Origin of the sequence: Caballeronia sordidicola (genome assembly GCF_002220365.1) — a bacterium.
Taxonomy (GTDB): Bacteria; Pseudomonadota; Gammaproteobacteria; order Burkholderiales; family Burkholderiaceae; genus Caballeronia; species Caballeronia sordidicola_C.
In genome coordinates this window covers 21,738-46,285 of the sequence record NZ_MTHB01000262.1, presented here as the reverse complement: position 1 = coordinate 46,285, position 24,548 = coordinate 21,738, and the positions used below count along the sequence as shown (strand labels likewise).

At 60.5% G+C, this 24,548-nt stretch carries 26 protein-coding genes and 1 pseudogene; 10 read left to right on the top strand and 17 right to left on the bottom strand.

All coding sequences use genetic code 11. From position 1 onward, the window contains the following. Nucleotides 1–87: 87 nt before the first annotated feature. Entirely contained in the window at nucleotides 88–1,395 is a 1,308-nt protein-coding gene (locus BSU04_RS37915) for an aspartate aminotransferase family protein (protein ID WP_089165358.1), read from the top strand. A 217-nt stretch (nucleotides 1,396–1,612) separates the two neighbouring features. On the opposite strand, the gene BSU04_RS37910 is transcribed toward BSU04_RS37915, so the two are convergent. Together BSU04_RS37910 and BSU04_RS37905 are read right to left on the bottom strand one after the other, a co-directional pair. Beyond that, nucleotides 1,613–2,122, bottom strand: a complete 510-nt coding sequence (locus BSU04_RS37910) for a GNAT family N-acetyltransferase (RefSeq protein WP_089165357.1) — start codon at nucleotides 2,120–2,122, stop codon at nucleotides 1,613–1,615. Nucleotides 2,123–2,411: 289 nt separating this feature from the next. Beyond that, nucleotides 2,412–3,467, bottom strand: coding sequence for a GlxA family transcriptional regulator (locus tag BSU04_RS37905; RefSeq protein WP_256983764.1), 1,056 nt, complete (start codon nucleotides 3,465–3,467; stop codon nucleotides 2,412–2,414). A 77-nt stretch (nucleotides 3,468–3,544) separates the two neighbouring features. On the opposite strand from BSU04_RS37905, the gene BSU04_RS37900 reads away from it, so the two are divergent. Further along, nucleotides 3,545–4,093 (top strand): cysteine hydrolase family protein, encoded by a 549-nt coding sequence (locus BSU04_RS37900; protein ID WP_089165355.1) that lies wholly within the window; start codon nucleotides 3,545–3,547, stop codon nucleotides 4,091–4,093. 64 nt (nucleotides 4,094–4,157) lie between these two features. Here BSU04_RS37900 and BSU04_RS37895 read toward each other — a convergent pair whose 3' ends face one another. Continuing rightward, the gene (locus BSU04_RS37895) at nucleotides 4,158–4,820 is read right to left on the bottom strand and encodes an alpha/beta fold hydrolase (RefSeq protein ID WP_256983763.1); all 663 of its coding nucleotides are present in this window, start codon (nucleotides 4,818–4,820) and stop codon (nucleotides 4,158–4,160) included. Between the two features lie 301 nt (nucleotides 4,821–5,121). Here BSU04_RS37895 and BSU04_RS37890 point away from each other — a divergent pair, with 301 nt between their 5' ends. Then, nucleotides 5,122–5,889, top strand: coding sequence for an IclR family transcriptional regulator (locus BSU04_RS37890; RefSeq protein WP_089165353.1), 768 nt, complete (start codon nucleotides 5,122–5,124; stop codon nucleotides 5,887–5,889). Between the two features lie 5 nt (nucleotides 5,890–5,894). On the opposite strand, the gene BSU04_RS37885 is transcribed toward BSU04_RS37890, so the two are convergent. The 10 genes from BSU04_RS37885 to BSU04_RS37835 all read right to left on the bottom strand — a co-directional run bounded on the left by BSU04_RS37885 (nucleotide 5,895) and on the right by BSU04_RS37835 (nucleotide 15,237). Beyond that, nucleotides 5,895–6,719 carry a citryl-CoA lyase gene (locus tag BSU04_RS37885; protein WP_179258578.1) on the bottom strand — a complete coding sequence of 275 codons (825 nt, stop codon included), beginning with the start codon at nucleotides 6,717–6,719 and terminating at the stop codon, nucleotides 5,895–5,897. Between the two features lie 2 nt (nucleotides 6,720–6,721). After that, nucleotides 6,722–7,921, bottom strand: coding sequence for a CaiB/BaiF CoA transferase family protein (locus BSU04_RS37880; protein WP_089165351.1), 1,200 nt, complete (start codon nucleotides 7,919–7,921; stop codon nucleotides 6,722–6,724). Between the two features lie 42 nt (nucleotides 7,922–7,963). After that, on the bottom strand, nucleotides 7,964–9,397 hold the full coding sequence (locus BSU04_RS37875) for an MFS transporter (protein WP_089165350.1): 1,434 nt from the start codon (nucleotides 9,395–9,397) through the stop codon (nucleotides 7,964–7,966). Between the two features lie 195 nt (nucleotides 9,398–9,592). Beyond that, complete coding sequence (locus BSU04_RS37870; RefSeq protein ID WP_089165349.1) at nucleotides 9,593–9,946, bottom strand: c-type cytochrome; 354 nt, start codon at nucleotides 9,944–9,946, stop codon at nucleotides 9,593–9,595. 15 nt (nucleotides 9,947–9,961) lie between these two features. After that, entirely contained in the window at nucleotides 9,962–10,285 is a 324-nt protein-coding gene (locus BSU04_RS37865) for a ribbon-helix-helix domain-containing protein (RefSeq protein ID WP_031360302.1), read from the bottom strand. Between the two features lie 66 nt (nucleotides 10,286–10,351). Further along, a complete protein-coding gene (locus tag BSU04_RS37860; RefSeq protein WP_089165348.1) occupies nucleotides 10,352–11,920 on the bottom strand; it encodes a GMC family oxidoreductase in 1,569 nt (522 codons plus the stop codon). Between the two features lie 45 nt (nucleotides 11,921–11,965). After that, a complete protein-coding gene (locus tag BSU04_RS37855; protein WP_144021484.1) occupies nucleotides 11,966–12,598 on the bottom strand; it encodes a twin-arginine translocation signal domain-containing protein in 633 nt (210 codons plus the stop codon). Between the two features lie 41 nt (nucleotides 12,599–12,639). Continuing rightward, on the bottom strand, nucleotides 12,640–13,035 hold the full coding sequence (locus BSU04_RS37850; protein WP_089165347.1) for a VOC family protein: 396 nt from the start codon (nucleotides 13,033–13,035) through the stop codon (nucleotides 12,640–12,642). 263 nt (nucleotides 13,036–13,298) lie between these two features. Beyond that, nucleotides 13,299–14,216 carry a DMT family transporter gene (locus tag BSU04_RS37845; RefSeq protein ID WP_089165346.1) on the bottom strand — a complete coding sequence of 306 codons (918 nt, stop codon included), beginning with the start codon at nucleotides 14,214–14,216 and terminating at the stop codon, nucleotides 13,299–13,301. 220 nt (nucleotides 14,217–14,436) lie between these two features. Next, the gene (locus BSU04_RS37835) at nucleotides 14,437–15,237 is read right to left on the bottom strand and encodes an SH3 domain-containing protein (protein WP_089165344.1); all 801 of its coding nucleotides are present in this window, start codon (nucleotides 15,235–15,237) and stop codon (nucleotides 14,437–14,439) included. Between the two features lie 265 nt (nucleotides 15,238–15,502). Here BSU04_RS37835 and BSU04_RS49035 point away from each other — a divergent pair, with 265 nt between their 5' ends. The 4 genes and pseudogenes from BSU04_RS49035 to BSU04_RS37820 all read left to right on the top strand — a co-directional run bounded on the left by BSU04_RS49035 (nucleotide 15,503) and on the right by BSU04_RS37820 (nucleotide 17,574). Further along, nucleotides 15,503–15,727: a GNAT family N-acetyltransferase gene (locus BSU04_RS49035; protein ID WP_089165343.1), complete on the top strand. Its 225-nt coding sequence runs from the start codon at nucleotides 15,503–15,505 to the stop codon at nucleotides 15,725–15,727. A gap of 95 nt (nucleotides 15,728–15,822) precedes the next feature. After that, nucleotides 15,823–16,353 carry a GNAT family N-acetyltransferase gene (locus BSU04_RS37825; RefSeq protein ID WP_089165342.1) on the top strand — a complete coding sequence of 177 codons (531 nt, stop codon included), beginning with the start codon at nucleotides 15,823–15,825 and terminating at the stop codon, nucleotides 16,351–16,353. Between the two features lie 197 nt (nucleotides 16,354–16,550). Then, nucleotides 16,551–16,658: pseudogene (locus BSU04_RS45990) on the top strand (GntR family transcriptional regulator); the annotation flags it as partial. Between the two features lie 454 nt (nucleotides 16,659–17,112). After that, nucleotides 17,113–17,574, top strand: coding sequence for a GNAT family N-acetyltransferase (locus tag BSU04_RS37820; RefSeq protein WP_089165476.1), 462 nt, complete (start codon nucleotides 17,113–17,115; stop codon nucleotides 17,572–17,574). Between the two features lie 10 nt (nucleotides 17,575–17,584). Here the strand turns inward: BSU04_RS37820 and BSU04_RS37815 are convergent, their stop codons facing one another. Next, nucleotides 17,585–18,106 carry a DinB family protein gene (locus tag BSU04_RS37815; protein ID WP_089165341.1) on the bottom strand — a complete coding sequence of 174 codons (522 nt, stop codon included), beginning with the start codon at nucleotides 18,104–18,106 and terminating at the stop codon, nucleotides 17,585–17,587. Nucleotides 18,107–18,205: 99 nt separating this feature from the next. Between BSU04_RS37815 and BSU04_RS37810 the strand changes: the two genes are divergently transcribed. Beyond that, nucleotides 18,206–19,366, top strand: a complete 1,161-nt coding sequence (locus tag BSU04_RS37810; protein ID WP_089165340.1) for a citrate synthase — start codon at nucleotides 18,206–18,208, stop codon at nucleotides 19,364–19,366. Between the two features lie 25 nt (nucleotides 19,367–19,391). Here BSU04_RS37810 and BSU04_RS37805 read toward each other — a convergent pair whose 3' ends face one another. Then, the gene (locus tag BSU04_RS37805; RefSeq protein WP_089165339.1) at nucleotides 19,392–20,399 is read right to left on the bottom strand and encodes a zinc-dependent alcohol dehydrogenase family protein; all 1,008 of its coding nucleotides are present in this window, start codon (nucleotides 20,397–20,399) and stop codon (nucleotides 19,392–19,394) included. Between the two features lie 103 nt (nucleotides 20,400–20,502). Here BSU04_RS37805 and BSU04_RS37800 point away from each other — a divergent pair, with 103 nt between their 5' ends. After that, a complete protein-coding gene (locus BSU04_RS37800) occupies nucleotides 20,503–21,417 on the top strand; it encodes a LysR family transcriptional regulator (protein WP_089165338.1) in 915 nt (304 codons plus the stop codon). Nucleotides 21,418–21,500: 83 nt separating this feature from the next. On the opposite strand, the gene BSU04_RS37795 is transcribed toward BSU04_RS37800, so the two are convergent. Further along, nucleotides 21,501–21,785, bottom strand: coding sequence for a hypothetical protein (locus BSU04_RS37795; RefSeq protein WP_089165337.1), 285 nt, complete (start codon nucleotides 21,783–21,785; stop codon nucleotides 21,501–21,503). Between the two features lie 364 nt (nucleotides 21,786–22,149). Here BSU04_RS37795 and BSU04_RS37790 point away from each other — a divergent pair, with 364 nt between their 5' ends. Next, complete coding sequence (locus BSU04_RS37790; protein ID WP_089165336.1) at nucleotides 22,150–23,214, top strand: AraC family transcriptional regulator; 1,065 nt, start codon at nucleotides 22,150–22,152, stop codon at nucleotides 23,212–23,214. A 26-nt stretch (nucleotides 23,215–23,240) separates the two neighbouring features. Here the strand turns inward: BSU04_RS37790 and BSU04_RS37785 are convergent, their stop codons facing one another. Further along, on the bottom strand, nucleotides 23,241–24,515 hold the full coding sequence (locus BSU04_RS37785) for an MFS transporter (RefSeq protein ID WP_089165335.1): 1,275 nt from the start codon (nucleotides 24,513–24,515) through the stop codon (nucleotides 23,241–23,243). Nucleotides 24,516–24,548: the final 33 nt, after the last annotated feature.

The following is a 24,548-nucleotide window of genomic DNA, read 5'->3' as shown; positions in this document are numbered from 1 at the left end:
AGGCATGAGAACTTTTCATTTCCACCCGCCGACTTAGTTCGCTTACATTGACCTTCGGCACACCTGCCTTCCACTCTGGACACAGTCATGTCAGCACAAACCGATCAGGACTTTTGGTCAAACGCTCAGCGGCACCTGATCCGCTACGGTGGAACATTCTCGCCCGTCATAATCGAGCGTGCCAGCGGCAGCCATGTCTATGATTCCACGGGCCGGGCGATACTCGACTTCACCTCTGGACAGATGAGCGCCATACTTGGCCACTCTCATCCGGAAATCGCCGAAGTGATCGCGGAGAGCGCGCGCAATCTCACTCACCTTTTCAGCGGGATGCTCTCGCGCCCAGTGGTGGATCTGGCAACGCGCCTCGCCGGCATCGCACCCAAGGGACTCGAACGTTCGTTGCTGCTCAGCACCGGTGGAGAAGCCAACGAAGCAGCGATCAAGATGGCAAAGCTCGTGACCGGTCGGCACGAGGTCATCAGCTTTGCTCAGTCGTGGCACGGCATGACGGGCGGTGCAGCTTCGGCCACTTACAGCGCCGGTCGCAGGGGTTACGGTCCGGCCGCCGTGGGGTCCTTTGCCATTGCGGCACCCTATCCGTACCGGCCACGATTCGAACGCAATGGTGCGTATGATTGGGCGGCTGAACTCGACTACGCATTCGACCTGATCGACAGGCAGTCCTGCGGCAGCCTCGCCGCGTTCATCGCTGAGCCAATCCTGAGCTCGGGTGGCCTGATCGAACTGCCGCAAGGCTATATGCGCGCGCTGAAAGCGAAGTGTGTCGAGCGTGGGATGCTATTGATCGTGGACGAAGCGCAAACCGGCATGGGCAGAACCGGAACCCTGTTTGCGTGCGAGCACGACGGCGTGGTGCCCGACATCCTGACCTTGTCCAAAACGCTCGGTGCGGGTCTTCCGCTCGCTGCCGTGCTGACGACCCAGGAAATCGAGAATCAAGCACACGAACGCGGGTTCCTGTTTTATACAACGCACGTGTCGGATCCGATGCCGGCAGCTGTCGGCCTGAAAGTCGTCGAGATCATCGAGCGGGATGGGCTGGTTGAACGCGCTGGTGTGCTCGGTGCTCATTTGCGCGACGGTCTGGAGACGCTTCAAAGCCGCTTTGAATGCATTGGCGATGTGCGCGGACGTGGGTTGATGCTCGGGATTGAAATCGTTGGCAACAGATCGACGAAAACTGCAGCCCCGGCGCTTTCCGCTGCGATCACACGTCGCTGCCTCGAACTCGGCTTGCACATGAATATTGTTCAGTTGCCGGGACTTGGAGACGTCTTTCGTCTTGCTCCGCCGCTTACCATTGCCGAGGCTGAGGTTGACAGGGGACTATCGATCATCGAGCAAGCTATCGAGGAAAGCGTGAGCACGTGACACGCATTGCCAGGTTGCAAAGCCCATGAGGCTAACGCTGTCAGTGGTCGAGCCGGCTGAAGCGGGAACAGCTTCTGCTGAAAGGTGCGAGCGGCCGAACTCCGCCGTTCAGCGGCCATTCACTTTTGAGCATCGAGGGATGGGTTATGGCCGCCGGACAGATAACCCATTTATCGCCGCCCCGAAAGCGACGTCAGTTTGCAGCCAAAATCGTAACTCACGGATGGCGATCTGGCACAAAGCCACAACTCGAGAAAAGCCGCTCCGACGCGTGGTTCCCGACAGTGACCATTGCGCAACATTGAGAATAACCCAGCATTGCCAGCGACCGTACAGCTGCGTCTAATAACGTGTTCGCGTCCCCCCTTTGCCTGAACTCTGGCGCGGTTGCGACGACGGCGATGACCGGGCAACCATAGGGCTTGTAGTCGCTTACAAGGCATACCGACCGAAGCGTTCCATGGTCGATGAAGTTCCATGACGCCGCGCAGACCCAATCGCCGTAGCGGCCGTCCAGGATAGCCTCCACTTTTTGAACATAGTGCATTTCGCGCTGCCCCGCGTCATCAATTGTTCCGCTAAACGCTTCGAAAAGCAGCGCGCCTAAAATTTCGGCATCCTTTCGATCGACCTCGCGCATATACGGCGGCGTTTGGCCAAGCGACGGATTGCTGGGAAGGATGCGTCGCCAAAGCCGCGCGGTTCGCTTTCCCGCTTCTTGCGACATGCCTCTAGCCTCCTTTCCGGCGTGATAAAAAGCGCGTGAGTTCGCGTGATTATCAGCGATACAAAATCAGGCATCTACGTCCGTAGCGGTCAATCAAAATGGTGCATGAGCACTCGTGAAACCTTGATTGCGGCCTCGAGCCGACATTCGTCATTCGCGCAAACAGATCGTTTTAAAGTCATGCCCTTGGGGATCCCCGTTTTTAACGAACTATCTTTAATCGATCGTTTTCCAGATCATCAGCGGACCGTAGATAACCTGGCTGCAACGTTTGGGCCGATCGCCCGCTTCATGCCTGCCCTGCTCGCAGACTCAGCGAGTCACCTTCGCCTTGCGTTCGAAAGCGCTTTCTGTAATCCCCTGGAGACAGTCCGGTCAGCTTGATGAACACTTTCCGGAATGATCCGACATCCTCGTAACCGACTTTCCAAGCGACCTGGTCGAACGACTGTTGGCTCGTTTCAAGCATCTCACGTGCTTTGCCGACCCGAAGATGCTGGCAATACTCTGTCGGGCGAAGACCGGTCGCCTTCTGAAATCGACGAAGAAATGTCCTTTCCTCCAAGCCGGCGCGCTGAGCCATCAAAGCAACTGTGGAATGGCGGGCACCGTCCTGCTGTAACCAGCGCTGCACTTCAAGAATCGTTTTGTCGCCGTGATTGAGCTTCGGAGAGAAGACACTGTAGTAACGTTGTTCTCGTCCCGGGGGATCGACCAAAAGGAAACGAGCAGTCTCTACCATTGCTGCAGAACCGAGCAGACGGTCGACTATCCTGAGTCCCAGATCGGCCCATGCCATCACGCCTCCCGCAGTAAGAATGTCGCCATCGTCAATCAGGAGCTTGTCACCATCCACGTGGATGTCGGGAAAGCGCTCAGCGAGGAGTTGCGTCTGCGACCAATGCGTTGTTGCCGAGCGCCTCGCGAGCAGACCAGTCTGAGCGAGAAGAAACGTCCCGACACAAACGGACGCCAGCACGGCGCCTCTCGCATGGCAGTCGTTCAGCCATTTCACGATTGGAGCGAAAGCATCGCCGATGGGCATGGTCCCGAGCGCGGGCGGAACAATCACGAAGTCAGGTGCACCGTCTGCCCATGGCGGGGACGAGTTGCCAGCGTCAAACTGAATGTGGCTGACTCTGAGCACCGGGTGTTCAACAGCGTTTGAACGCTGAGTCGACCGCTGAGTTGACCGCAGATATAAGCGCTCGGCAATGTGGAACAGGTCCGTCAGCCCATGAACGGCAGCCAGCTGGCTCCCCGGATAGATCAGCAACGCTATTTCCACGGGTGCTATTTTCTTCGCCATTGTCAGTTTTGCCTCGTATTTTGTCAGATCCGCCAATTCGCCGAGCCGTCGCGCAAGCTTACTATCGAGTCTCACAGAATGCTTTTGTTTCTCGTCAATATCAGGAGATAGACATGACCAAGCGTGCACTCATCATCGTAGACCTGCAAAACGATTACTTCCCAGGCGGGAAATGGACATTGACGGGCATCGGGGCCGCTGCCGCCAACGCAGCGCGACTTCTTGAATCAGCACGTGCTGCCGGGCATCTCGTCGTTCACGTTCGCCATGAATCGCCAAAGAGCGACGCGGCGTTTTTTGTCGCGGGTTCCGAAGGTGCGGCGATCGCTCCGCAGGTGCTCAATAAAGAAGGGGAGCACCTCGTCCTGAAACATCAAATCAATGCCTTTCGTGACACCGGTCTCAAGAATATTCTGGACACTCACAGCATAGAAGAAGTGGTTATCGCGGGAGCAATGAGCCACATGTGTGTCGACGCCATCACGCGGGCATCGGTCGATTTTGGCTACAAGGCAACGGTCATACATGATGCCGTTGCCACGCTCGACATGGAGTTCGGCGGCGTGAAAGTTCCGGCTGCGCACGTGCATGCGGCCTTCATGGCAGCCCTTGGCTTCGCCTATGCAACGATGTTGTCCACGGACGAATACATCAACGCTTAGTCCGTGTCGAAAACGGTCTCGCGCTTTGGGCGGGGATGCGAAAGGCGCTCCGCTTATCCAGTGCTCACTCGCCGCGTAGATGCGCGATGACCAGATCCGCCACCGCGTCGGGTGCTTCGCGAGGCGGAAAGTGCCCCACACCGTCCAGCACGACCCGCTTATACCCGCCCGTGAAATGCCCTTCCATCCCTTCCGATGATGCCGGTTCATCGCAGAAATCGGCGCCCTCCTGGATCATCAGCGTGGGTGTCGAAAGCTGGTCGATGGTCGCCAGTTTCTCCCGCAGCGCGGCATACGCCGGATCGGATACCTCGCCCTCACGCCAGCGCCGCCGATAACCGTTGAGCGTGATGGGCACCCAGTCGGGGTTATCGAAGGCGGCGGCGGTGATCGTGAATTCCTCGTCGCCGAACCAGCCGGGCGGCGACCACGTATCCGACTGCAAACGGGCGAAACCTTTGGGATCGGCGGCGACCGCTGCGGGAGCGGCATCGAGTGCCATGAACCACTGATACCAAAACTTCCGCGCCTGCGAGAAGTGCGGCAATTCGAGTGCGCCTTTCGGCTGGAAGGCCAACGCGAGTCCGGCAATACGTCCAATGCGCCCGGGAAACAGCGCCGCGAGCGTATAGGCCGCGCGTGCGCCCCAGTCGTGGCCGACGACATCGAAACGATCGATTCCCAAGACATCGGCCAGATCGATCACGTCTTGTGCGAAGCGCCACACCGGAACCGTCGCGCACCGTGTCGGCCGACAAAAAGCGCGTGTTGCCAGCGGAGGTTGGGTTTTGCACGATGCGCCGTTTTAAGAAAAAGCAACTAACAATCTGCCCCGCGACGCACCCGGGAATTTGTCATCGGCAATCGCCCATTCAAAACACCTTGGAAACTCATCAAGGCGAGTTCCGCAGAAAAGGGGGCTTCCGGCGTCCTATATGAACCGTATGAGACGCGCCCGGCATCGCGTAAAATTCCCCTTCGCTACCCACACAAGACGCGTCGCTCACGTCGCTCACGTCACATAGCCCATGCAAACGCCCGAGATCAAACCTGGCCCGAAAGAGAGCGAAGGCGTTGCCGTCATCGACCGTGCTTGCGCGATCCTGTTCGCATTCAGACCGGACGATGGGTCACTGACGCTTGCCGAGCTCGCGGCGCGTACCGGACTCTATAAAAGCACGCTGCTTCGCCTGGCGGGCGCGCTGATCCAGCACCGCTTGCTGCTGCGTCTCGACGACGGCCGCTATCAACTCGGCGCGGCCACCTTCATGCTCGGCGCGTTGTATCAACGCAGCTTGAATCTCGGCGATATCCTCGTGCCGTTGATGCGAGAGCTCGCCGAAATCAGTGGCGAAAGCGTGTCGTTCTATGTGCGTGACGAAGCGGTGCGCGTCTGTTTGCATCGAGTGGATTCGACGCATGCCGTGCGTTATCACGTGCGTGAGGGCGATGTCCTGCCGCTGGAAAGTGGTTCAGGAGGGTTGGCGTTACTCGCCTTCGGCGGGGCCGAAGGCGAAGCATTCCAGCGCATTCGCGACGACTTCTACTGCGTCTCCATGGGCGAGCGCGACCGCGAGACAGCCGGTATTTCGATGCCCGTCTTCGGCGTGCGCCAGACTGTGCGCGGCGTGTTGACGCTCGCGGGTCCGAGCTCACGAATCGATATGGCGTTCGTTGCGCGCAACATTGGCGCGTTGTTCGATTGCGCCGCCCGCGCAACTGACGCGCTCGGCGGCGACGCGCGCGCGTTGCGCAACGCGCAACGCGCAACGGCACGCAGCCAAGGTTTAGAGTAAATGAGTCAAAGCAAATGACGCTCGGCCTTGCCTGTGTATTTGTAGGCCATCTGACGCGGCATCGGGCCTTTATTACGCTCGTTGCGCCCGCGCTGTTCCCACGCATGCGACAGGATCCCGACCGCACGCGATAAGCAAAAGACGCCGCGCGCCAACTCCGGCGCGAAGCCGAGTTCCGCGTAGATCACGGCCGTTGCACCGTCGATGTTCATAGGCACCGGCTTGTTTTTCCGCTGTTTGAGCAACGCTTCAATACCGCGCGCAACCGCTGCGTATCGTCCACTGATTGAGCCTTGCTCAACGCTGGCATCGACTAAGGCAAGCAGCTTGATTGCACGCGGATCGACGGGATGAAAACGATGTCCAAAGCCCGGCAGATACTTGCCCTTCGTTTCAATAAACGCGTCCACGCCTTGCGCCACAGCATCGGTCTGTGCGGCGCCCGCGTCTTCGAGCGCGACGATCGAATCGTATAGCTCAACCGCTTGCTGGCCGGCACCGCCGTGGACGTCGTCCAGTGCATTGATGGCCGATGCCATTGCGCCGTTCAACGGCAGGCCGCAACTCGTCGCCATGCGCGAGATGGCAATGGACGGCGCGTGCGGGCCATGATCCACCGACGCCACGAGCGCCGCTTCAAACAAACCCGCCTGCGCTTTATCCGGCAATTCGCCGCGCAACATCAGCCAGATCATCTGCGGGAAACTGACCGCGCCGATCAGTTCCTGAATCGGAAAGCCGCGGACGTTGATCGATCCCGGATGGATATCGATGATCGACGTGCTCCAGTAGTCCGCGGCGAGCGTGGCGGCGTCAAATGTTTGCGTCATGGTCAGATCACTCCTTCGGCGCGCAGTTCGTCGATTTGTGTGTCGTCGAAACCGAGCGTGGCAAGATGCTCGCGCGTGTTGGCGGACAACGTGGGCGCGGGTGCAGAAGGTGCAGTGTCGGCATCGGAAAAACGGAAACCGGCGCGGGTGACGCGTTGCCGGGTTGACGCGTCGTCGCTGTTGAACTCGTGCACGAATTCACGTGACACCAGATGCGGATGCGCGAGAATTTCCGGCACCGACATCACGCGTCCTGCCGGCACGCCGGCCTCGGTCAACTTAGCATCCCAATTCATTGCGCTGTCCGTCGCCAACGCCGCTTCAATCTCCCGCTTCAACGCCGCGCGATTCACCTTGCGCGTGTTGCGTTCGGAAAAACGCGGGTCGTCGGGGAGATCCGGCCGCCCGATCAACTTGCACAAACTCACGAACTGCTTCGTTTCGTTTGCCGCGATGTTCAGCAAACCATCGCCCGTTTTGAACGTCCCCGAGGGCGCTGCAGTAAAGTTTTCGTTCCCCATCGGCGCGGGTGTGACACCGGCGTTCAGGTAGTTCGACACGACCCAGCCCATGGTCGAGAGCGTGGCTTCGAGCATCGATACATCGAGCATCCGGCCGCGTCCATTCGCGCGGGCATCGACCAACGCCGCGCAAATGCCGAATGCCGCAGTCAGTCCGCCGACCGTGTCCGAGACCGGATAGCCGACGCGTAGCGGCGCACTGTCGGCATTGCCCGTCACGCTCATTACGCCGGAAATGCCCTGGATAATCTGGTCGTACGCGGGCCGCTTCGACAACTCGCCGTCCTTGCCGAAACCGGAGATCGCACAATAAATGAGCTTCGGATTGATCTCGCTCAAAGCTTCGTACCCCAGGTCCAACCGCGTCATCACGCCTGGCCGGAAGTTCTCCACGAGCACATCCGCCGTCTTCACGAGCGAGCGCAAGATCTCCTTGCCGCGCGCATCTTTGAGGTTCAGCGTGATCGACTGCTTGCCCGCATTGACTGCCACGAACGATGCACCCATGTCGCGCGCCGACGCATCTTTATCGGCGCCCAGGCGCCTTGCCAGATCGCCGCCTTCCGGGTGCTCGACCTTGATCACTTCGGCGCCGAGCAACGCGAGTTGATACGCGCAGAACGGGCCGGCCAATACATTCGATAAATCCAGCACCCGCACGCCAGCTAACGGAAGCGTCATGTCAAAACCTCATGTCCAAAGCTAAAAAGCCGATGCAAGACGTCATTGCGAAATTTCGTCGAGATTGCGATTGTTGGTACGCGGCCCGAAGATGCCGATCGCGCCCATCACCATCACCATCGACACGCTGATCAAAGCGAACACGCCGCTCACGTCGAAGTGGCGCAGCGCGAACGCGATCATGAAGCCGGAAAACATGGCTGAAAGACGCGAGATGGAATAGACGAAACCCACTGCGCGAGCGCGTAGACGCGTGGGGAACAGCTCGGTCTGATACGCGTGATAACCGACGGAAAGCAGGGTGCCGCAGAGCGTGATCAGCACGCCGAGGATCATCAGCATGACCGGCGATGTCTGGGTCGCGAACAAGCTGCCGAACACTACGATCCCGAACGCCGACAACACGATCAGCGTCTTGCGCTCGATCCGGTCCGCAATAGCCATGCCGATCAGCGGTCCAAACGGATTCGAGATCGCGATGACGAACGAGTACAACAAGCTGTGCGTGATCGTGACGCCTTTGGAGACGAGCAGCGTCGGCACCCAGGACGCAAAGCCGTAGAACCCGATTGCCTGGAAGAAGTTGAAGGCGAGCATCGTGATCGCGCGCTTGCGATACGGCGGCTGCCAGATCTCGCGGAACGCGGCTTTCGTTGTCACCGGTTCGACGGTCGCAACGGGCGTCGGTAATGCGCGTCCGTACTGCGCAGCGACTTTCGTCTCGATCGCTTGCAAGACCTTCTCCGCTTCCGCGGTGCGGCCTTGTTGCGCGAGCCAGCGCGGAGATTCAGGCACACGTCGGCGGATCGCCCAGACCACGATCGCACCCAGTGCGCCGATGATCACGACCCAGCGCCACCCGTCCAGGCCAAGAGGCTTTTGCGGCACCAGCCACCACGCGAGAAACGCGACCGAGGGCACCGCCGAATATTGAACCAGGTGCACGAACGCGAACGCGCGGCCACGCAGATGCTTGGGGACGAGCTCGCTGACGTAGGTATCGATGGTGACCAGCTCCACGCCCACGCCAATGCCTGCAATCAGCCGCCACAAGTTGATTGCAGGCGCGGTGGTTTGCAGCGCCATGATCAGCGTTGCCGCCGAATACCAGAGCAGCGAGACGGTGAAGACGGTGCGGCGGCCGTATTTGTCGGCGAGTCCTGCGAGGAAGAACGTGCCGATGAACAAGCCCGCAAACGATGCAGCCACGAACGCGCCGAGTCCCGAGACGCCGAAGAAGGACGCTGTTGTCGTGGAATAGAGGCCGCTTTTGACGAGGCCGGGACCAACGTAAGCGGTGAAAAACAGGTCGTAGAATTCGAACCAGCCGCCGATGGACAGCAGGAACACCAGCATCCAGACGGAACGCGTTGCCGGCAGCCGGTCGATGCGCGCATTGACGCCGAATGTTGTGTCGCCCACGCCGGCGCTTGAATTAGGCGACCCGTGTGTCACATCGATTGGCACGCTTGCCATTGAACCCTCCTATGGGCGTCTCGCTTTGTGATGTTCTATCTAACAGAACGTCGTTCTGTTTATCGGTGACGCGAGAGTAGTGCGTAGGAGGTCACGCGAAATCAGGGGTTTTACCTAGACAGGAGAGGAATACCGCGCGCGGCATAGAAGGGGCGGCGCACGCGGGTGTGGCGACCGGCTTAGTGACGTGGCTGCTTAATGCTCAGGCGCGCCGGCGAGAATCCAAGCGATAACGGTACGCAGGTCGGCGTCGCTAATACCAGGGTTCGCCGGCATAGGGACTTCTCCCCAAACGAAAGCCCCGCCATTGCGGACCTTAGCGAACAGCTTGTCGGGCGCCGTAGCGTCGCCGTGATATTTCTTCGCGATTTCTCGATACGCCGGCCCGACGACCTGCGAATCCACGGCATGACAGGAGAGACAGTTGTTCTTCTGCACGATCGACAAGGCAACTGCCGCGTCCGGGGCGGCATGCGCCGTCTGTACCGGCAGCACAAACGCCGCGAACAGCACGCCCCAAAACCATTTCACCCCTGCACGTCCGGTCATCGGTTTTATCATCGATCAGCCCGCCACCTTATCAGTCGTCGCCGCTGCCACATGGCTGCGAAAATCCATCGATGCGTTCGCCCTCAGCCCTTGATATCGAAGACAGGTGACGCGCAGGAACGACGCAAAATTCGTCGTTTCGCCCAAATGCTGCGTGATCTCCTCGTGCAACTTCGCGATCAGCTGGTTGGTCGTCATGTCGTTGTCGGCGGCGAGTTCGGACAGCGTTTGCCAGAACAGGTTCTCCAGCCGGATGGTTGTCGTCACGCCGCTGATGCGCACCGAGCGCGCGCGGCATTCATAGAGAATCGGATCGGTTTGAGCGTAGATCCTGCACATGGACAGCTCCTCACAATGAAGAAGGAACCGCCGGGCGGCGATTCCTGCGGCTCCTTTCGCAAGCCTCTAGATATTACGGCGTTTCATCTGGTCCGCGATGTAATCCGATTGCCGGATCGCCAGCGTCACAATAGTCAGCGTTGGATTTTCAGCCGCGCTCGTGGTGAACTGACTGCCGTCTGAGATAAACAGGTTCGGTACATCGAAGGTCTGGCCGTGCTTGTTACAGACGCCGTCACTCGCTTTCGCGCTCATGCGGCAGGTGCCCAGATTGTGCGTGGACGGGTAGGGCGGTGTGCGCAGCGTCTTCACTGCCCCGGCTGCCGCGTAGATGGCCTCACCTTGCTTGAACGCATGATCGCGCATGGCGATGTCATTTGGATGATCGTCGTAATGGACGTTCGCCACCGGCAATCCGACCTGATCCTTCACGTCATGATTCAGCGTGACACGGTTGGACTCACGCGGCATGTCCTCGCCGACAATCCACATGCCGGCGGTATTTGCGTAGTTATCCATATAGTAAGTAAAGTCCGATCCCCATGCGCCCGGATCGAAGAATGCGGCGGCGAACGGCAAGCCGAGCGAGATGGTTTCCATTTCGTAGCCGCCCGCAAAACCGCGCTTCGGATTGAATTCCGCTTCGTCCGTGATGATGCCTGCCATCACCGTGCCGCGATAAAAATGCACGGGCTCCTTGAACACGCCGAATACGGAGCCCGTGGTGTGCCTCATGTAATTGCGGCCCACCTGGCCGGAGCTGTTCGCGAGGCCGTCAGGATGCTTCGACGATTCCGAGAGCAATAACAAGCGCGGCGTTTCTATCGAGTTTCCGGCGACGCAGACCACGCGTGCGCGCTGACGCTGTTGCTTGCCGTCGGCATCCATGTAGACCACGCTGCTGGCTTTGCCGGCTGCGTTCGTCTCGATGCGCATCACATGCGACTCCGGCCGCAATTCGAGCTTGCCCGTGGCTTCGCCCGCGGGGATCTCGGTATAGAGCGTCGACCATTTTGCGCCCGATTTGCAGCCCTGGAAACAGAAGCCGAGTTGCATGCAGCGGCCGCGTCCGGCGCGCGGCCGGCTGTTGATTGCCATATGGCCGGTACTGCAGTTCTTGTAGCCGACCTTCGTCGCGCCGTCGTACATGATCTTGAAGTTGTTGTTGCCCGGCAGACCCGGAATGTTGTTCGTACGCGTGACGCCCATCTTGTCTTCGGCGCGCGCATAGTAGGGTTGGAGATCGGCGAGCGTGATCGGCCAGTCGAGCAGGTTAGCCTGATCGATGGAACCATAGGTCGTACGGGCTTTGAACTCATGCTCATGGATCCGCAGCGACGCGCCCGCCCAATGCGTGGTCGTACCGCCCACTGTCTTGCAGATCCACGCTGGCAGTTCCGGGAAGTCCTTGGCGACCCGCCAGCTACCCGATGTGGTGCGCTTGTCGGTCCAGGCAAGTTGCCCGAAGGACTTCCATTCGTCGTTGATGAACGTAGCCGACGACTGGCGCTTGCCTGCCTCCAGCACCACCACTTTCACCCCTTTCTGACATAACTCATTCGCCAGCGTCCCGCCGCCCGCGCCCGAACCGACGATCACGACAACGGAGTCGTCGTTGTAGTCGAACTTAGCCATGCTTGCCTCCTCGGCAGTATCAGATGTGCGCCACTGTTCCGACTATCACGCGACCGGCGGACTTGCGTCGGTGGGCGGATTGGGCAACCAGGTCAGGTCGTTAAAGCCGCGATACACGTAGCCGCCCTTGCTGAACGCTTCACCTTCGTAACCGAAATGGGCAAACGCCAGCTCGTTGTTGTAGAGCGAGGTGACGCACTGGCCACGCACGAGCAAGACGAACGGATCGGTCTGGTTGGCCTCCACAATGGCAGTTCGCTGCGCGTCCGAGAGGCTTGCTGTGTCGTTCCATTTACCGGACGCGGCATCGTTCAGTTTCGCTACGCCGGTCTTGATGACATCGATGGTCTTCGGATCCGTGGCTTTTGCGTCCACGTCCTTGACCGCGAGCGCATAGACCGCATCAGGCAGCGTTTTGTGCGGATAGAGCGTGCGCGCGAGCATCATGATGGCGTCGGCCTGGTTCTGGTCGATATGACTCAGTTCCACCGCCCAGGCGCGGCTTGGCGCCAGCAGGGCGATCGGGGTGCCGGCCACCAGCAAACCCGTCAGCACGACGGAACCTTGGAGGAAGTGCCTGCGGCTCACGCGCGCAGACGACACAGCGGGGACCGCGTCGCCCGTCGATCCAGTGATGGTCTCGGCGACGACTACGGCAATGGGGATTGCCTTGGGCATGATTTGTCTCCTTTTATATTGTGTACCGCGCCAACGTCAGTTCATACGTAGTGACCCTCCCTGGATAGCACCTCGATCTTGTAGCCATCGGGATCGGTGATGAAGAAAAAGCGTGCGGCGATGGCGCCGTTGTGCGTCAGCGATTTCAGGTCGCCCGGTTGTAGCCCTTGGTTTAGCAGACGGTCGCGGAATGCTTCGATGTCATCGACGGCGAATGCGACGTGGCCGTAGCCCGTGCCGTGCGTGTAAGGCGTTGTTGTGCCTTTGTTCAGTGTAAGTTCGATCTCGGCGCCGGTCTCGGGATCGCGAAGGTAGACGAGCGTGAATGTATCGAAGTCAAGACGGTGCGACTCGCGCATGCCAAACGCGTCTTGATAGAACGCAATGGAGCGATCCAGCGATTCAACGCGAATCATGAGATGAAGGAATTTGGACATGCGAGACTCGTGTCATAGCGTCGCTTCAGTATGCAACGTTGACACAAAAGCGGGTAATAGCGGGTTATTACGGCAGCAGAGTTTGCTCGGGTGAAACACCTAGTAGGACGGTCGTCACGCTCATGTTGGGGGACGAGTGTCGAGTTTGAGCCGGCGGCGCGCTTCGATACCAGTGGCTGAGACAGCGCAAGGGACACACATGTTGCGCGTTCAACTGCGTTTCATGACCATGTCAAGGTAACGGGTTCCGGCCCGCTTTGTCGTCACGTTTTTCTTGGGTTAGCGCTTGATGTCGACCAGGTGGCGAGCGCCACACCAGCCACCGCAAACACCATTGCGCCCCATGCCAGCGGCGGCATGACTTCGTCGAGCAACAACCACGAGAGCACAGCCGCAACCGGCGGAATAAAGAAGAACAACGATGCGATCTTCGACGCCTGCCCCGCGCGAACCAACGCAAGCAGCAAGGTGATCGCAATCAGCGAGTTGCCAATCACGAGATACCCCAGCGCAGCGACGAACGTCCCGGTCCATTGCACATGAACGTCTTCCAGCAGCAGCGCCAAAGGTGCGCAGAACACAAGGCCAATCGAATACTGGATCAGGTTTGCCGTCACTGGATGTTGCCCGACACCGAACCGCTTTTCATAAAGCAACGCGGCGGTCATTCCAATCAACGCGCCGATGACAAGCAGGAGACCCGACACCGAATGCACCGACAGGCTCGATCTCGCAACAATCACGCCGGTCGCCCCAATGAGTCCAAGCGTCAACCCCAGCCATTGCCGGGCGCCCACGCGCTCGCCCACGAGTCGCGGTGCCAGCGCAGCCACGAGCACAGGCTGTAGCGACACGATCACCGCCGCCACGCCTGCTGACACCCCCGCTTTAAAGGCGAGGTAACTCAGGCCAAAGTAGACCACCTGCACGAGGAACCCGACCACGCACGCATGTGCCCAGGCAGTTCGGGTCTTCGGCAATGCAGGTTTCATGATGATAAAGAGCGGGATGAGCAAGCAAACGGAGCATCCGTAGCGCAACGCCAGCAAGGTTAGCGGCGGTGCATATCCGACGGCCATTTTCGCTATTGGAAAGCCTCCCGACCAGAGCAGCACAAAAGCCATCTTGGCGGCGAAAGTCTTAACGCTTGCATGTTGCGTTGAAGCATTGGCTTGCAGCATTGTTCCTGGCTCGAGTGTTCAGCAATCCCGCGTTGCACGGGTAGCGTTTTTGCCCATGCTTCAGGCGCCCGCGGAAGCGGGCGCCTGGTCGGGAAGGCGAATCTTCCAAGCGCGCGGCGCGGGTGCGAGCGACGCGAAACCCGTGATGTTCCGGTCGCCGCTTGGGTGTTCCTGCCGGCGTGGATCCGTGCCACTGGCCGCTGGCGGCGAAAAATCGCGGCTAACCGTGCGGCTGCTGGTTGTTTCCACCGCCGCGGCCGCCTTGTCCGCCACCTTGTCCGCCACCGCCGTGGCCGCCACCATTGCTTCCTCCGCCGCCACGGCCGGGCGGTGGTCCCGGAGGGCGCCCGCCGCCGCCTGGCTGCCCGGGAGGGCGGCCGCCGGCGCCATGACCCGGCTGTGGTCCGGGAGGACGTCCGCCCGCACCTTGGCCCGGGGGTGGTCCGGGAGGGCGGCCGCCCGCACCTTGGCCCGGGGGTGGTCCGGGAGGGCGGCCGCCGGCGCCATGACCCGGTTGTGGACCAGGAGGACGACCGCTGCCATGACCGGGCTGTGGTCCCGGCGGAGGACGACCGCCATAACCGGGTGGACGGCCGGGACCGGGACGAGGAGGCGGACGATTCGCCCAGCGTGATTGCTGGTTATACCAGGGGCGGCCGCGGTAATAACTGCCCCAGTACGAACCGATGGAAAACGTCACGATAGGCAAACCGATCGTGGTTCCGTAAGTCAGGATCGGTACATTGCCACCCTGATACGGATAGCTGAGACGCCCCGCGTAGACCCAGCCGCGCAAGTTGGGCGCCACGACGTCGCACCAGGTGTAGCCGCTGATGCAACCCATGACCGTGACGGGCACGCCGCCTGGCAACTGAGTCACGATCGGGTAGTCGCCCGCTGGCCCGGCGCGCATGTTGACGGGGCTATTCGTGTAGGCCTGCTGCTGCGCGAGCGTCACGCCGGGCAGTGCCAGCAACCCGGCAAATCCAATACAACCCCATTGAAGCAATTGTTTTCGCATATGGCCTCTCATCGTGGGAGTGCGCCTTCCGATGCTTATCGGTAACCGTCCCCGCAACAGCGGTCTTCGACCCCGAAATTCCGAAAACTGGACGGATTAAGCAAGTATGGAGTTCACGCTTCATGGAGTCTATGCGGGTGAAACCTGTCGGAACAGGAAATTTGGATAAACTTGAATCCGTCCCTGTGATCTGTCGTGATTGAGGACTGCTCAAGCATAGGCGCAGCGATCCGACTCCACCGTTGACGCAGAATGGCGATGACACCTGTATGTAGCCCCTTCCGTGCGGCGGCGCGGGATTGACGCGGCCCTGGTCGATGCGCTCCTCCAGCGTGCATCAGGAAGCTTTCGGGTCGTCCGCTTGACGACTGACACGCAAGCAGGCGCCGACTTTTATCTGCGATGTGGTTTTTCTCAAGTGGACGATGACTCGGCCACGCATGCGAAGCCGATTACGGATGCGCTTGCCAAGAGGCACCCCGGCAAGTAAGAACGTTGCGGGCAGGGTGGGCCTGATCGCGCTTGCGCAGTTGAAAAGCCGTGCCGGCGCCATGGTCGCCGTCAACATCAACCCAGGGACACGGCATGCTTGTTGAAATACGCGAGGCTACGGTCGAAGACGCGCGGGCTATCGCCACGATCCACGTGGACTCATGGCAGGCGGCTTATCGGGGAATCTTGCCCGAGGCGTACCTGGCCAACCTGGCTGTGACGCAGCGCAGGGAGGCATGGCGTAAGTCGATCATCGCCGGAAGGCCCCGGGTGCTGGTCGCTCACGCCGACACCGATGCCGAAAAACCCATTCTCGGCTGGGTCGCGTTTGGGGATTCACGGGACGGGGATAAGGATCATCGCTGGGCCGAAGTGGAGACGATTTACATTGCGCCGGCTTTATGGCGTAAGGGTGTCGGCAAGCGATTGATGGACGCCGCACGACACGCCCTTCAGTCCGCCGGATACACGGACGTCGCCCTGTGGGTCTTGCTGGACAATCGTCGCGCGCGCGCTTTTTATAAACGAAGCGGCTTTGTCTGCGATAACTCGAGCAGAGGCGTTCAACTCGGCGGCAAGTGGCTGACGGAGCTTCGTTATTGCTGCCCGCTTGGCGCAACATGAACGACCGCTTCGTCATCGTCGGGCAAGCGCGGGCAGCAAGTCCTCAACACACAAATAGATCGGGTTGTATTCAATAGGCCGAGAGGGAAACGGCCCACGTTGCGTAGCAACGCCATTTGACGCAACACGGCACGAGGGGAAGTCATACAAACCTGTGCATGTTTTACATCTAAGATCAATTACATTCAACATCACGCATGCAAGCCGACAACCGACTCCCCCGATACCAACGCCTGCGCGACGAACTTGCGTCGAAGATAGCCGAGCGCCGCTGGCAACCCGGCGAGGCCATTCCCACTGAACAGTAACTTGCCCAGAGCTTTGGAGCGAAGGCGCTCGGCCAGTCTGCCGACGGGCTTATGGTCCATGCGCAAGCCCGGTCGTGGCTCTAGCTTTAATGGCTCTATTGGATCTATGAATGGTGCCAGCATCGTTTTATTCTTATATCCAATCTCACGAGCCGGAGGGACACGATGCGAACGACTACACGACAGCTTGAAACTCGCGCTTTCGCGTGGACTGTGGTTCGGCTGCTACTTGCCCTGTCGCTTATCGTGGCGCTCATGTTGGCTCATCCCATTCGCCGCATCACTGACGCATCGAAAAGAACGTTTGATTCTTGCGTAGCGAGCCGTAACGCCGATGCGCAGGGAAAACAAACACCTGCCGAGCGCTACGCCCGGCTTAGTGATTGCGCTGCTTCTACCTGAAGCTTGCGGCCGCTCAAGCGCGATCCTCCAATCACGACAACCGTCCGATATGACCGAAGCCATTCACGTACGTCCCGTCGTGTTATCCGATTTCCCCGCATGGAAGGTTCTCTGGGATGGCTACAACGCTTTTTACGACCGCCATGGCGACACGGCGTTACCGCTCGAAATCACCCGGATGACGTGGTCCCGTTTCTTCGATGTCTATGAGCCCATGCATGCGCTGGTGGCTGAAAGCGCGGGAGAGCTGGTCGGATTGACGCACTTTCTTTTTCATCGAAGCACGATCCAACTGGGCCCGAGTTGTTATCTGCAGGATCTGTTTACCGCTGAGGCAGCCAGAGGAAAAGGGGTGGGCCGCAAGCTGATCGAGGAGGTTTATCGGCGTGCGCAGACATCAGGTGTGGAGCGCGTGTATTGGCACACGCGAGAGACCAACACCACGGCAATGCAACTCTACGATAAGGTTGGCGAGAAGCAAGGCTCGGTGGTGTATCGCAAGTCGCTGTAAAGCCCGCTCCCTAAGCAAGCCCCTTTTCTGCGAGACGTTGGTAAAACAGCAAGTCAAGTTCCGGCGCTCGTCCTGCCAGACCCGTCAGCAGCGCGTGCACCTGGCCACGGTGATGCGTCTGGTGATTGAACCAATGCGCGAGTGCAGGCGCGAGAGGTTGCGTGATCGCTTCCGGCGTGGAGACGCGCCGATACGTAATCGTACCCTCCAGGGAAGCATCATCGAGTCCTGTTATGTACCGCACGATCCGTGCATCCTCCGCCTCACGCGCATGGCGCAGGGACTCAAGCGGTTCGAAGAGGATCGCATCGAGCCGATCAGGTGAATGCCCCTCGCCGGTGAAACGAAACATCCATACGTGGTCCGTCACGAGCAAGTGATTGAGTGTGCCGTGTACAGATCGGAAAAACGCACCGCGGTCCGCTCGATAGTCGGCGTCGCTGAGGAGGGCGGCGGAATCGAAGAGTCGCGTGTTCGCCCAGGCGTTGTAGCGCGCGAATGTGTCGAAGTGCTGTTTTAACAAGCCTTGCATGTCGTCCTCCTTGCGGCTCCAAAAGGTCCATACCGTACCGATATTAATATTGATAAAGTTGACGTCAATCTTGATTCAATTCATCAATGTGAGATCCCCATGGCATGGATGACGGCCGCCGAAGCCTTGAGTGTGATGAACGTCCGCGCGCAGACGCTCTATGCAAACGTGAGTCGTGGAAAAATCCGCGCGAAGCCCGATAAGGCTGATCCTCGCCGCAGCCTTTATCACCGCGACGATGTATTGAAGATGGCGGAGCGCCGTAGCGGCCAGCGCAAGGTCGAAAAGGTCGCGGCGCAGACGATCGACTGGGGCGACCCCGTTTTGCTTTCTGCCATCTCGACGGTGTCGAACGGGAAGCTTTGGTATCGCGGGCGGGATGCCATCGAGCTTGCGAATACGGCGTCGTTTGAGGAAGTAGCCGGGCTGCTATGGGAGACCGATGCGGTCTTGATCAGACCGTCAAACACGCGCAAAGCTGCCAGCGCCGACGATCCTTTGACCGCGAGTCTCGTCGCGTTGGCCAGGCGTAGCGCGCGTGATTTGCCATCGAGTGGACGCACGCCTCTTGTGCTGCGCGACGAGGCCGCCAGCGTGCTTTCGACGCTCGCACAAGCCATCCTTGGCGGTACGGCTTCTCCGCGTGCGGGAGGCACGTTAAGCGAGCGCTTGGCCGTATCGTGGGGATGCAGCGAGGCGCAAGACGCGATCCGGCGCGCCCTCGTTTTACTCGCCGATCATGAACTGAATGCATCGACCTTCGCGACGCGCGTCACGGTCTCCACCGGCGCGTCGTTATCGGCTGGCGTGCTGGCCGGCCTCGCTACGCTCACTGGACCGTTGCATGGAGGGGCATCGTCGTCGGTTCGCGCGCTGAGCGAGTTGGCAACCGACATTGGCCCGGAAGCGGCCGTGCGCAACTGGTTGGCGCAAGGCCGTGCATTTCCGGCGTTCGGTCATCCGCTATATGCCGATGGGGACCCCAGGGCAAGCGCGCTGCTCAGCACAGTGAGCGTGCCGCCGCTATACGCAGAACTAGCTGCGTGCGTGGAACGGGCGGTTGGCGAGCGGCCGAACGTCGATTTCGCGCTCGCTGTTCTCGGGGCTGCTTTCGATCTGCCAGCGCAGGCGCCGCTGTCGCTGTTCGCGCTTGCACGCTGTGCTGGCTGGCTCGCTCACGCGTTGGAGCAAGCGCAGACGGGCCGCCTGATCCGGCCTCGCGCACGTTATGTCGGGCTACAACCGAAGCCCTCGGAGTAAGTCCATCCGAGCAGCAAATTAACCGTCAAGCATCCAGGTCGATGGCAACTTTCCCGAAGTGCGCTGCGCTTTCTAGGAAGCGGTAAGCATCGACGGTTTGCTCGAAGCTGAAGGTTCTATCGATCACCGGTTTGATGCCCGTCGTAGCGATTGCGCGCACGGCATCGGCGAGATTCGCCGTCGATCCCGTGTTGCTGCCCATAATATTGAGCGTCTTCAGGTTGATGGGCAGGATAGGGATGGAGAGCTCCATCCCGCCGACAAAACCCACCACGAAGATCGTCGCCGCCACGGCTGCCGCGTTAAGTGAGCGCGCGAAAGTCGGCGCACCGACCGTCTCGACAATCAGGTCCGCGCCCGAACCGCCGGTTGCCGCGAGCACCGCTTCGTCCCAGGCGGGTGTCGTTTGATAGTTGATCGTCACGTCGGCGCCGAGCGAGCGGGCGCGGGCCAGCTTTTCATCCGATGACGACGAAATGATCACGCGCGCCCCTGCTGCCTTGGCGAACTGCAGGGCGAACAGGCTGACACCGCCGGTACCCAGCAACATGACTGTCGATCCCGGGCGGACACGTCCCATGACCATGGCGTTCCAGGCGGTCGTGGCGGCTATCGGCAGCGTGGCCGCTTCTATAAAAGAAAGCTGGTCGGGGATGCGGACCAGCGACGTCGCGGGAACGACCGCGTAGTCGGCGAGCGAACCCGGCATGCTCACGCCTCGCAGGCGCCTGGTGCTTGCCGTAGTCAACGGCCCGGCTGACCAGTCGACCATCAGTCCGGGGACGACCCTGTCACCGGCTTTCCAGTCCTCCACGCCGCCGCCTGTCTCCACGATTTCGCCCGCGCCGTCCGTCCCGGGGATGAACGGCATGCTCCCGTCGCCGAAGCGTCCCCATGCAACCATCAGGTCGAGGTAGTTCAGGCTCGCCGCACGCAGGCGGATCAGTACCTCATTGGGCTTCGGGCGGGGTGTTGGGGCTTCGACAAGCTTCAACGCATCGAGCGAGGCAGCGCTCAGGTGGAAGGCACGCATGGCAATCTCCAATGTGAATAGTGATGCAACGGAGAAAATAGTAACCACGCCCTGACGCTATAATTCATCTCGAAAACATAACACTACTGCGTGTGGTGCATGAATGGATAGCGTGGAAGCAGACCAGACGGCGGCGTTTCTTGCCGTCGTGGAATCGGGGAGCTTTTCGGCCGCCGGCCGCAAGCTGGGTCGCGATGGCTCGGTCATGTCGCGGCGGGTCGCGGCGCTCGAGGCGCGGTTGGGGATTCGACTGCTCGAGCGTTCGACGCGCCGCGTGTCTGCGACTGAAGCCGGTATCCGGTTCCGGGACCGGATGCGCGATGCCATGGAGATGGTGCGTGCCGCCGAGGACGAGGCACGCGCAATGGCAGCTGCGCCCACGGGCCGTTTGCGGCTTACGCTGCCCGTCACGTTCGGGCGCATGTGGATTGCGCCGCGGTTACCGGAGTTTCTTGCGCGATACCCGGCCATTCGCGTCGAGGCGCTTTATGCCGATAGATACACCGACCTGATAGACGAAGGATTCGATGCCGGAATCCGGGTTGGCGAGCTGAAGGACAGCCGGCTCATCGGCCGCCGCCTGGCGATGACGTGCCGGCTGCTTTGCGCGGCGCCCTCTTATCTGGATCGACGGCCCGCGCCAAGCGAGCCGGACGACCTGCAGCGTCACGATTGCATCTGCTTCACGCGGCTGACGACCCATCCGGCCTGGCATCTGTATCGCGACGGCAAGAACCGTACGGTCAGGATCATGGGGCGGCTGGAGACGGACGATGCCGAGGCCGCGCTCCAGGCGGCGCTAGCGGGCACGGGCATCATCATGGCGGCTGACTGGCTGGTGGCGCGGGAACTGGCCGACGGCCGGCTCGTGCCGGTACTGACGGACTGGACGGTGGGCGGGGAGTCGGGGGTCAGCGTCGTCCGGCCTTCCGTTCAACATGAACCGGCGAAGACCCGCGCGTTTGTGGATTGGGTGGTTGGGATCTTCGCCGACCGGCCGTGGCAGGATCCACGATAGCGGGCGACGGCTCACCGAGGTTGCAAGCCCGTGCCAGTGTCCGCGCCCAGGGATCAGCGCTCGTTCTCCCGTCTCCCCCCGATTCACGCCGCCGTTTGTTTCAACGCGTTCGGCCGTAGGCGCTTGGCCAGATCCTGTAAAAGCCGTTGCACACGGTGTTGTTGCACAGCCACGAGGTCGCTCTCGTTCACCAGGGCGTGCAGCCGGCTTTCCCAGTACTCCTGGTCCATGCCGTGGACGGGTCTGGCCGAGTTGGCGCGCACGATGGACCTGACCATGCGCTCGATATGGTCGAGCTGGCGATCGGCTAGACTTGCGGGCAGCAAGTTGCCGGGATTAGGCGACGGTGCTTTCTTTAAAGCGCTCATTTGCTGATATCTCGTCGTGCTTCACTGAGCTGTCTCAGGAAGGGTATGGCGTTCAATTCGTCCGGACATCGCTGATCAAGCCGCTCGTTTCGCCAATGCAAATGCAATGTCGGCGATCGAGCGTGGCGGTATCGTTTTCCGTTACCGCCGCCTTTTGATGGAACGAGCCTGCGTTTCCCGCTTGCAATGCCGTAAACCAGGCATTGCCTCTCACGATGCGGAATGGACGGCGAAGTTATTGATCTGAAGATATCGCACTGTTTTTGGCAGGCTTTACCCTATGTCTCAATTCTCGAAAATAAATTGATCACCGCGACCCGGGCCGGATAAGTTGGCCGTTTTGGGGCGCCATCAGGTAAAAACAATGGCTTCGCATTCCCGTCCAGACGGGCTCACTCAGGCTGCGGCGCCGGACGCTGGCATCGTCCGCAGCAGTTTCAGCACGTACGCCTCGGAGGTGGATCAGCAGATGCTCGCCTGGCGCGACCGGGTGGGGCATGTCGTGGATGCCTTGCCTTCGAAGGCCCAGATCACCGGCGGCTTTCACGGCCGTATTGACCGGCATGCTGTCGGCGATTTCGTCTTTACGGATGCCGTCACCGACGCCATGTTGCTTGAACGCTCGGTCGCGAGAGTGTCCACCGACGTACGGCGCAACTACGTTTTCCACATCTTCGTGCGCGGCGAGGTGGACACGGGAGTGGGCGTGCAGAAGAAACGCAGCGCCCCGAATTCGGTTCAGGGAATAATTGTTTTCGACATGGATCAGCCGTTTCGCGTCGAGCGGTCTGCGTGCCAGGTGTTGACGATGTTCGTGCCGAGAGCGGTCGTGGAAGCCACGATTCCAGACGCGGATTCAATTCATGGCCGAGTGGTCCAGCACGGCGCCCCTTTGACCCAGCTCGTCGTGAACCACGCGTTGGCGCTCAGCCGCGATCTGCCGACAATGGGCGCGGCGCAGGCGGCGCGTGAACTGGATGCCGGCGCGCAGTTGCTGCTTGCCGCTTTCCGTAAGCAGGCGAGTTTGACCGGCGATGCCCGCGCGGCCGTTCAGGCGGCCGTGATGAGCCAGGTCCGGCGGTTTGTTGAAGCGAATCTGAACCAGCCGGATCTTTCGCCTTCGAGCGTGGTGGAGGCGCTGCAATTGAAGCGCGCCACGATTTATCGCTGGTTCGAGCATGAGGGCGGACTCGGAGCGTATATCCGCAATCGCCGCTTGCGCGAGGCCGCCGACGAACTGGTCCGCTTCCCGCATCTTCACGTTATCGATATTGCCTACGGACTGGGGTTCAATAGCGCGTCGGATTTTACGCGGGCGTTTCGCCGCGCTTACGGCATGAGCCCGCAAGACGCGCGCGCTCGCGCACTCGAGCTGCAGCAGGCGAGCAAGCTGGACCTGCTGTCATCGTATGGACCCGGCGGCAGATAACGCGCTAACCTGGTGCGATCACCCATTCACTCAGGCGTGTTTTCCGGAAAGCGTTGCAGGGCAAAAAGCGTGATGCAAATGGCGACGATCAGATACCACGCGGGCATCATCGGATTGCCGGTCTTGGCGATCAGCCACGTGACGATGAGCGGAGAAAAACCACCGAAAATCGCGACGCCGAAGCTGTACATGATGGACAGCGCGGCGGCGCGATGCTGTGGCGCGAAGGCCTCCAGCATCATCACCGTGCTCGCGCCGGCATTGCTGAGCGCGACCGCCACGTACGCGAGGATGATCAGTAGCGCGGTGACATCGCTTACCCCCATCCTCAAGGCCAGGAAGGCCGGATAAGTCAGCGCAAGACATACCACGAGCGCCAGGTACTGGATTGGCTTGCGGCGTTTTTGGCCGTCGGCGATCCGGGCCACCAGCGGGTTCACCACCAGGATCACGAGACCGGACAGGCTGGCGGTCAGCAGGCTGATGACCGGGGGCCGATGCAACGTCCGCACCAGATAGCTCGGCATGTAGAACACCGTGATGTAAATGCCGATCGACGGTGCGGCCATCATCAATGTTCCGTATACGAGCGGGCGCGCGTGCTCCGAAAACAGGGTCGCGAGCCGGGGGCGCTTGGGTACTTCCATGACGATCGACGGCATGCGCCGGCGCAGATACCAGCCGACAGGACCGATCAACCCACCGAGCACGAATGGAATCCGCCATCCCCATTCAAGCATGTCGGCCGGCGCGAGTAAGGCGGTAGTGATGGCGCCGACCATCGCGGCGGCAAATGCAGCCGCACCCTGGCTGGCACCACGCCAACTGGTGAGATAACAGCGGCGGTTGCGCGGGACTGACTCCATCAGCACGGCCGACGCCGGGCCGATCTCGCCTCCTGCCGCGAGCCCCTGCATGAGTCGCGCGACAACCATCAACACCGTAGCAGCCGGGCCGATGGAGGCAACCGTTGGCAGGCAGGCGATCAGCCATGTGCCGAGTGTCATGAAGGCGAGCGACCACGTCATGCCGGCGTTGCGTCCCCGGTTGTTGGCGATCTGCCCGATGATGATCGCCCCGAGCGGGCGCATGACGAAGCCTGCGCCGAAGGTGGCCAGCGACAGCAGCAGTGAAGACAGCGGGTTGTGCGACGGGAAAAAAAGTTTGCCGATAATGACGGCAGAGAAGCTGTAGACCGTGAAGTCGTACGCGACAAACGCGTTACCGATGATGGTAGCCAGGACGATGCGGGCGGGTCTTGCTTTTGGGGCGCGGGTCAGGTGGTCTGCTGCGGGGTGCATGGGTGCGGTCTTGGGAGCGGCAGTGCCAATAGG